Below are 6,116 nucleotides of genomic sequence, written 5' to 3' on the forward strand. Positions count from 1 at the left end.
CGGGTTGACGTTGGGCAGTTCCCGGCCCTTCACCAGATGGAACTGGTAGTGCAGCGTCTCCGGCTCGAAGCCCCAGCTCAGCTTGTAGTCGAAGGCCCCGGTCCCGCGCTTGCTGCGGCCGAAGTCGAACAGCCGGGAGCCCCGCTCCGTCGCCCTGTCCATCAGCGACCAGTACATGAAGTCGTAAGCGTGTTCCGTCCGCGCCTCCGGCAGGCCGCCGGCGAAATACGGGCAGACCCGGTCGCGGAAATAGAACGCCATGACGGCGGAGACCGGCCCCGCCGACCCATGGACCACCGCCAGTTCGACGGCATCAAGGAACTCTTCCGCTATCGCGGCGAAGAACCGGCGTGGATAGACCGGAGTCCCTAAGTTCCGGACGCTGGTGCCGTAGATCCGGAAGAACTCGTCCAGCAATTCCGGGCCAACCTGCTGGCGCAGCCCGCTCTTGATGCTCCGGCGAAGTTCCTGCCGCTTCTGCTGCGGCAACTGCCCCCATGTAACGCCGATATCGGCATCCATCGGGCGGCGGAACGCGGCGTAAAGCCCCGACTTGACCGTCCAGTCGATCGGCAGGGCCGTGGTATGGCGCAGTTCCACATGATCGACGCCCAGGCTCCTGCCCAGTTCGGCCGCGTCCTTCGCCAGCGCCAGGGCAGCGCCCTGGTCGGCAGCGGCGATGCCGCCGAAGGTGCAGAAGCCGGTGGAGATCAGCGCATTGCCGAACAGCGGGCTCTTGACGTGGACCAGCGGCAGAACGCCGACGACCCGGCCGCCCCGGCTGGCGTAGCGGAAATAGGTCGGGTGCCCGTAAGCCTTCGCGATCACCCGCGCCCAGCCGGCCCGGTGGAAGAACGTCGCGTCCGGTGCCGCCTCGACGAAGGCGTCCCAGGCAGCTTCCGCCGCTGTGTCCAGCGGCCTGATATCGACCATCGCGGTCATTCCGCCGCTTCCGCCTTAGCCGGCGAGTCCAGCCCGTAGACGGCATCCACCCGGTCCCAGCGGAACTGCCGCAGCAGGCGCTTCAGCTTCGCTTCCATCACGCCCAGGTTGGTGTAGTGCCGGACCCGGGAGCGCAGTGGGGCCGGGCTGATGCGCGGCTGGCCGGGGTCGATCTCCCACGGGTGGAAATAGAACGTCACCGGCTGATGCTCCGCCCGGTTGACCCGCCCGATCGCGAAAGACGACCACCGGTAGGGCAGCAGCCGGAAGAATCCGCCGCCGGCGCAGGAAAGCCGTCTTCCCTTAATGTCCAGCGTCCCGACCGGGATCTCGGTCAGCGGATTGCCCTCCGTTGGTGCGAACGGAAAACGCGGCGCGTCGGGTACGCCGTAGTGGTCGTGGACGATCGGATGGATGCTGGAGCTGTAGCGGTATCCGGCCTCGGCCAGCTCGTCGAAGGCCCACCATGTATTGCGGTCGATCGAGAAGCTGGCGGCGCGGTAGCCCTAGACCTCCTGCCCCGACAGGTCTTCCAGCACCTTCTTGGTCCGGGTCACGTCGGCGCGGAACTCCGCCGGGGTCTGCTCGCCCACGCGGTAATGCTCCCAGCCGTGGCTGGCGACCTCGTGCCCGGCGTCGGATATCGCCCGGACCAGCCCCTTGTGCCGCTCGGCGACGCAGCCCAGCGTGAAGAACGTCGCATGGACGCCCGCTTCGGCGAACAGGTCCAGCGTCCGCTTGGTCGAGTCCTCCACCCGCGACGGGAAGCTGTCCCATTTGGCCCGGTCCACCGTGCCGGCGAAGGCGGAGACCTGATAGTAGTCCTCGACATCCACCGACATCGCGTTGACGACGCCGTTACGCCCGTTCATCGCCATCCCTCGCTTCGACGACAGGGGAGGAGTTGACCGCCAGCATCTCCAGCGCCGTTTCCAGCAATTGCCGGAGCGCCCGGTCATGGGAATTCACGGTATTGGTCAACTGCTCGATGCTCGCCATCAGCGTCGCGATCTCGTGGCCGTTCATGGAAGACCCGGTCGGGACCGATCCGTTGACCGCGTGCCCGTTCGCCTTTTCCGCCATGACTTTCGACGGCGTTTCCGTGATCTCCGTCCTAAGATCGGCGATCACGTCCTGCACGGCGGGCGCGTCGATGACATGCAGGCCCTCCAGCGCGCCGTACAGCAGCAGCCGGCTGCACAGCGTATTGATCCGGCGCGGGATGCCGCCGCTGTGGCGGTAGATCAGCTCGAAAGCCTCGGGCTCGATGGCCGGATCGTTCCGCCAGCCGACCAGACGCAGCCGGTGGCGGATATACTCGGCCGTTTCCTCGTCCGACATCGGACCCAGGTGGTACGACGCGATCACCCGCTGGCGGAACTGCTCCAGCGACGGATCGGCCAGCATCTCCTTGAACTGCGGCTGGCCGACCAGGAAGCTCTGGAACAGCGACTGGCCGCCGGCCGAGAAGTTGGACAGCATGCGCAGTTCCTCGATGGTGCGCGTGGGGAGGTTCTGCGCCTCGTCCACCACCATCAGCACACGCCGTCCTGCCCGGTGCTGGGCCATCAGGAAGGATTCGAAGGAGCGCAGCAGCGCCGCCTTGTCGTTGCTGTGCGGCGTCACGCCGAACGCCGACAGGATCATCCGCAAGGCGTCGTCGGCGTCGATGTTGCTGGTGACGATCTGGGCCGCCAGGAAGCGCGTCTTGTCCAGTTCCGAGAAGAGCTGGCTGACCAGCGTGGTCTTGCCGGCGCCGATGTCTCCCGTGACCACGATGAAGCCTTCGTCCTGCTGAAGGCCGTAGCGCAGGTACGACAAGGCCTTGTCGTGGTTCTTGCTCGGAAAGAAGAAGCGGTGGTCCGGCCCCAGCTTGAAGGGCGGACCGACCAGTTTATAGAAGTCTTCGAACATCAGAACACGATCCGTACGCCGAAGGTCAGGGAGTTCTCGGTGTATTCGTCGCTCGCCTGGTCCGCGACGCGCGTCGTGTGGCCGAACGAGATATTGCCGAAAACGTCTTTCGCCAGCGTCTGCGTCAGGGCGACCCTGCCGCTATAGGTGTCGCTTTCGGGTGCGGTGGTGCCGAACACCGTTCCGGTGGCGGGCGTCGTCGTCGCATCGCCGCCGATATCGGTCCGGCGCCAGCCCACGCCGGCGAACAGATTGGTATAGGGCGAGAGCCGCCGTGTCCACCCGAGCCGGGCGGAAATATAGCGCTCGCTGGGGCGGATGTCGTACTCCCGCTCCTCATGGGAACCGGCTAAAGTCACGGTGTTGCGCTCGTAGTTTCCGACCAGCGATGCCTGGAACCGGTTGGCGGTATAGGCTTCCGTCCGCAGCCCGAAGCCCGGATCGGTGATATCGACCGGCAAGCCCGTGATCGGATCGACCAATTGGCCCGTTTCGTCCACGGTCAGCAGGAAGCTGCTGAACTGACGCTGGGTCGTTTCCAGCACATGGGTATAGCTGGACTGGAAGGTCAGGCGCGGCGTGATCCGGTAGGTCAGCGAGCCGTTGATGTCGGGTTCGCCGTAGCGCTCGCCATAGGTCAGCCGCAGCTCGGTCTTCGGTCCCGGCCGGGTATAGAAGCCGGCATACCACAGCAGTCCGTCCGGGTCGTCGTTCAGCGAATTGGTGTCGATCGTCTCGTAGCCGACCGATCCCAGCAACGAGAACTGGCGCATGATCGGGTACTGCCCGTTCAGCCGGAACGTCGTCCGGTCGATATCGCCGGTCCGGCTCTCGGAATCCGTGATCTCCGATTCCGCGATGGCGTCCAGCCTGACGGCGGTGAAGATGCGGCCGGTCGAAAGCCGTGCCGATCCGAAATTGGTCGTGGTGTCGCCGATCTGGTCGCGCCCGACGAAGGTGTAGGAGTAGCGGTAGCGCAGCTCGCTTTCCGCCACGTTGCCGAAGTTGTTCAGCAAATAGGGGCTGATCGAGCCCCCCACCACCTGGGTCCTGCTCGACCGCCCGACCGACGAGCTGGTGGAGGTCCGCCCGCCGGCGTCGATCAGCGGCTGGCTGGCCGATCCCGTGACATCGACGAACAGCATGTCGTCGATCAGTTCGGCGCTGCCGAAGCCGATGAAATCGTTGCGGATGTTCACCTCGCTGTCCTTCGACAGGATCGTGTCCATCGTCAGCCGGTAGTTGAAGGCAAAGTCCACCCTGTCGCCGGCGCCCCGCCCGTTGAACCCGACGAAGGGCGACAGGATCAGCGCGCTGTCGGCCCGGTCGTCCGGCTCCAGGTTCAGGTTATCGGTCAGCGTCACGTCGAGCCCGGCATTCCGCTCGACCCGGATGTTCTGGGCGCTGGCGGGGGTAGTGGCCGGAAAGACTGTTTCCGCGAACGCCAGCAGCGCCGCGACGGGCAGCACGGCCCGCCGGCGTGGCCTGATGCGCCTCATTATGCCTTCTCTTTGGGGCTTGCCGGGAGTGATGACGGCGATCCCGCCGTCTTTCCCCGCAAGCCGGGAGTATAGTAGGAGCCGAACTGCTCCGTGCTCTTGGACCCCGCCGCCTTGTTCAGGACCAGGCTGAGGTTGTCGCACGGCTCCAGCAGGTCCAGCGCCGACCTGATCGCGGAATGCGCCGTCTTGTCGGCCTCCACCACCATCAGCACTTCGTCGACGATGTGTGCCAGCATGATCGGTTCGGTCGTGGCCAGCACCGGCGGCGCGTCCAGGATCACGATCCGGTTCGGCTTGGCGCGGCCCAACCTTTTGACCAGGTCCTTCATGTGCGGACCGCCGTAGAGATCGGTCGCCGACGACACCTCTCCGCCCGGCGGCAGGATGGTCAGCCGCAGGTCGGGGTCGTGCAGCAGGACCTCCGACGGGTCCATTTCCGGATGCATCAGCAGGTCGGCCAGCCCGCGCGCGGGCGGCAGCCCCAGCATCGTCAGGATCTTCGGGCGCATCGCGTCGGCGTCGATCAGCAGCACGTCGAAATGCTCGTCCGCGACGAAGCTGAGCGCCAGATTGAGCGAGATGAAGCTCTTGCCCTCGCCCGGCACGGCGCTGGTGACCAGGATCAGGTTGGTCCGGCCTTCGGCCTCGCTCGCCAGCGGGTTCATCTTCTGGATCAGCCGGCGCTTGAGCAGCCGCATTTCCTCGGCCAGCCGGGACCGGCGGTCGTTCGCTCCCGCCAGCCCCAGCTCCCGCAGCCTGTCCGGATCGATCCGGACCTCGTTGTACGGCAGCGGAGGAGGGGTCAGCGGCGCCAGCCGGGGTGCTGCCGGCGCCTGTTCCCAGACCGGCTCCACCGCCGGAGCCTCGCGCCGGGCCGTGCTGGACTTCTGTACCGCTCTATGGATCAGGTCCATGATTCCGCCTTGCCCTTCCGGAGCTTTTCTCTAAAGGCCCTTCTCGATGGGCAACTCGATCCGATCAAGAACCTGTCCTGCTCTGATCGAACACGGAGGCCGCCAGACCCGACAGGGTCGGCTTCGGCTGGCCCGGCTGGTACAGCATCATCAATCCGCCGAACACCAGCAGCAGGACGGCGACCGAACCGCCCAGCGCCGATACCTCGGCCCGCTTCCAGCGCCTGCGCTTGGGCGAAGGCACCATGCTGACGCTGCCCAGCACCGGCACGTCGAAGGCTTCGCGCAGCCGGTTGGGGTTGGAGAAGCTGTCCTTCAGCTGGATCAGCACGAACACCACGCCCAGCGCCGCCGCGAAGGCCGCACCCAGCACGCCGCCGAACAGCAGCGCGCGGTTCGGACCGCTGGGACGGGTCGGCACCAGCGGCGGATCGACGACGCGGAAATCGACGTTGGAGGTCTGGCTGTCCAGCCGGTCGGCCATCCGGATCGACTCGCGCCGCTCGATCAGCTGGTCGTAGTTCTGCCGGAGCACGCCGTAGTCCCGGTTCATCTGGGCAAGCTGAAGCTCGACCGCCGGGACTTCGTCCTGGCGCTTCCGCAACTCGCCCAGCTCGTTGTTGCGCAGCTCGATCCGGCGTCCGAGCGACGCGATTTCCAGGTCCAGGCGCTGGATTTCCCCTTCCAGCTGTTTCCGCATCGGGTTCGGCGTCGCGCCGCCGCCTGTCTGCCGGCGCGCATCCGCTTCGGCCTGCTCGATCATCCGCTTCATGTTGACGACCGACGGGTTCTGCTCGGTGAAGCGCAGCCGCATCTCGCTCAACTGCTGGCGCAACTGCTCGAC

General features: G+C 66.1%; 7 protein-coding genes. All 7 read right to left on the minus strand.

Annotated features, from left to right (window positions below; genetic code table 11):
• The coding region (locus tag AC5JJ6_RS37045; protein WP_496046834.1) for a FemAB family XrtA/PEP-CTERM system-associated protein at nt 1-942 on the minus strand (942 nt) is incomplete at its 3' end.
• Nucleotides 939-1,424, minus strand: a complete 486-nt coding sequence (locus tag AC5JJ6_RS37050; RefSeq protein WP_496046840.1) for a DUF3473 domain-containing protein — start codon at nt 1,422-1,424, stop codon at nt 939-941. The genes AC5JJ6_RS37050 and AC5JJ6_RS37045, both read right to left, overlap by 4 nt.
• Before the next feature lie 24 nt (nt 1,425-1,448).
• A complete protein-coding gene (locus tag AC5JJ6_RS37055; RefSeq protein WP_496046835.1) occupies nt 1,449-1,814 on the minus strand; it encodes a polysaccharide deacetylase family protein in 366 nt (121 codons plus the stop codon).
• A complete protein-coding gene (locus AC5JJ6_RS37060) occupies nt 1,801-2,856 on the minus strand; it encodes an XrtA/PEP-CTERM system-associated ATPase (RefSeq protein WP_496046836.1) in 1,056 nt (351 codons plus the stop codon). Before AC5JJ6_RS37060 ends, AC5JJ6_RS37055 begins: the two co-directional genes overlap by 14 nt.
• On the minus strand, nt 2,856-4,355 hold the full coding sequence (locus tag AC5JJ6_RS37065) for a TIGR03016 family PEP-CTERM system-associated outer membrane protein (RefSeq protein ID WP_496046837.1): 1,500 nt from the start codon (nt 4,353-4,355) through the stop codon (nt 2,856-2,858). Before AC5JJ6_RS37065 ends, AC5JJ6_RS37060 begins: the two co-directional genes overlap by 1 nt.
• Complete coding sequence (locus tag AC5JJ6_RS37070) at nt 4,355-5,272, minus strand: P-loop NTPase family protein (RefSeq protein ID WP_496046838.1); 918 nt, start codon at nt 5,270-5,272, stop codon at nt 4,355-4,357. The genes AC5JJ6_RS37065 and AC5JJ6_RS37070 overlap by 1 nt, the downstream gene beginning before the upstream one ends.
• A gap of 64 nt (nt 5,273-5,336) precedes the next feature.
• Nucleotides 5,337-6,116: GNVR domain-containing protein (locus AC5JJ6_RS37075; RefSeq protein WP_496046839.1), on the minus strand; the 780-nt coding region annotated here is incomplete at its 5' end.

This window comes from Skermanella sp., assembly GCF_059503625.1.